The 1,792-nt window shown below is 27.6% G+C and carries 3 protein-coding genes; all 3 read left to right on the plus strand.

From position 1 onward, the window contains the following. Positions 1-426 (plus strand): helix-turn-helix transcriptional regulator (locus AC1EUY_RS16000; protein ID WP_480196555.1); only part of this gene is annotated, 426 nt, incomplete at its 5' end. 118 nt (positions 427-544) lie between these two features. After that, positions 545-1,201, plus strand: a complete 657-nt coding sequence (locus AC1EUY_RS16005; RefSeq protein WP_480196556.1) for a hypothetical protein — start codon at positions 545-547, stop codon at positions 1,199-1,201. Between the two features lie 101 nt (positions 1,202-1,302). After that, a complete protein-coding gene (locus AC1EUY_RS16010; RefSeq protein WP_480196557.1) occupies positions 1,303-1,791 on the plus strand; it encodes a DUF892 family protein in 489 nt (162 codons plus the stop codon). Position 1,792 lies beyond the last annotated feature (1 nt).

The raw sequence follows: 1,792 nt of genomic DNA on the forward strand, positions 1-1,792 counted from the left end.
TTAGAAGGTAAAACCTACGAACTAATAGCTGTATTACTTAAACAATATCAGGTAAATTTAAAATCACCTAATAGTAGTGGTATAGCATTGGTACCAAAAACATTGCAAAAAATACAGCAAGCTATTGATTTAATTGAAAATGATATTGAAAACTTTTCATCTGTTGATAATTTGTCCAAGCAATTACATATCAACGAAAAAACACTTCAATCTGGTTTCAAGAAATTATATAACACTACGGTTAATGCCTTTGTACGTAATCACAGGGCATATAAAACCAAATTTTTACTAGAAACTACCAATTTAACTATAGCAGAAATTGCTTACACCTTAGGTATTAATTCCCCAGGCTATCTAACACGTTTATTTAAGGCTTACTACGGGGTAACTCCATCAAAATATAAACAAGACTTAACAAACAGATAAACGTTGGTTGGTACTTTAGTGCTCATTTATTTCTTAAAAAGTACAGTCTATTTTCTTTTTAAGCAAGAACTTGTGATTATTCATCTTTATTTTTTGCTACTATATAACACCTTAAATAATGACAAAAATAATTCTAGATAATAGTTATAATCAAGCCTTAATTAATTACTTTAAATTAATATTTAATCCTGTAATTATTGAGAATAATAATGAGACTGTTTTAAGTTTCAATAATGACTATGCTAAAGGTAAAATATCTATTATACGATTAAAACATGTACTTAATATATACTTTAATTTTGAAGTGTCGGAAGATTTAAATTTTAAGTTTCTAAACTTAACCCAAACTACACTTAGCTTTTACTACCTTAATAATGGAGAAGTAAACATAATAACCGACAAAGAGTTTCTGCTAAAATCTAATTTAAAGCAGCATGGTATAAAAACTTTAAAAGCAGAACAACAAGAGGTATTTAGTTTTAAAAAAGGTTTAAACATTAACTTTAATTTTACAAAAGTTTTCGATGTACATTATCTTGAGGTATTAAAAAATTATAGGCCTTTGCAAAAATTTGAGGCAGACCTTAATACATTGAGTTTTGATTCTCTTAATATCAACTTCTCTAATACTAGACTAATTCATGTACCAGGACAAAAGGTTCTTATAAGCTCAAACCATTTAGGTATAGGTAGGCATTTACATTTAACAGAGCAAATTGAACACCTAGTTGGCCTACAACTTGCAGACTATTTTAACAATAAAATTAGTGTTTAAAAGTAAACTGAGCTTTAGCTTTTAGATTAATCTTTGAATTGATTGTGTTAATAGTTTTTTAAAAAAACTATAATTTTGTTATAAACAAGATGATGACAGTCATGGCAAAAAATAACTTAAAATCACTTTTAAAAGCGCAACTCTTAGATTTACATTGTTTAGAAAACGAAACATTGCCAATGCTTAATAGTTTAAAGGATAAATGTGTTTCTTATGATCTAAAGCAAACTATTAATGCACAACACATAACCTCAAAGGCAAATCTAACAGCACTTGAAAAATTATTACTGGATAGTGGACTCAATTTGGAAAATGATAACTGTGATATTATTAAGACAATGGTAAAATATCCTGAACAATATATAATTGAAAATCCTGTTACCGACGATGCTATAATTTCTCACATATTACGCATAAATTTTTATAAGTCTGCAATTTATAACGCTGCTGTAAGGCTTGCTAAAGATTTAAAACTATATGAAGCACATAATGTTTTGCAAACCATAACAAATAACACTCATAACATCAACGACAGATACGATCGTGTTGCTGAAGAGTCATCCAATATAAGAGTTATTAAAAATATATAAT

Source organism: Maritimimonas sp. 2210JD6-3 (assembly GCF_056591795.1).

Coding starts and splice junctions, on each gene's coding strand:
- AC1EUY_RS16010 (WP_480196557.1), top strand. CDS start 1,303: ATGGCAAAAAATAACTTAAAATCACTTTTAAAAGCGCAACTCTTAGAT.
- AC1EUY_RS16005 (WP_480196556.1), top strand. CDS start 545: ATGACAAAAATAATTCTAGATAATAGTTATAATCAAGCCTTAATTAAT.